Below are 263 nucleotides of genomic sequence, written 5' to 3'. Positions count from 1 at the left end.
CTTTAACGCATTGTAAATATTGGCCTCTCCAGAACCGAAAAGCTTATCCTGCCCCTTCTTGCCCAAATCCTCAGCCGTTTTCCGGATCAAAGCGGCTACCCGGGACGGACTGTAGTCAGGATGAACCGACTTGATGACGCCTGCGATTCCCGATACCTTGGGCGCAGCCATCGATGTGCCATGCAGAAGAGCGTAACCCTTCAGATTAGCCGTGAAGTACGGAGGAAGATACGTGGGCCATGTAGAGAGCGCACGATAATGGA

At 52.9% G+C, this 263-nt stretch carries 1 protein-coding gene; it reads right to left on the bottom strand.

The window, feature by feature from the left end; genetic code table 11:
- Window positions 1-263 (bottom strand): S8 family serine peptidase (locus MXD62_RS40260; protein ID WP_368862344.1); only part of this gene is annotated, 263 nt, incomplete at both ends.

Origin of the sequence: Frankia sp. Mgl5 (assembly GCF_023242985.1) — a bacterium.
In the GTDB taxonomy this organism is placed as follows: domain Bacteria; phylum Actinomycetota; class Actinomycetes; order Frankiales; family Frankiaceae; genus Parafrankia; species Parafrankia soli.
Note: the sequence above shows the minus strand (reverse complement) of the source record. Positions and strands in the feature narration are given on the sequence as shown.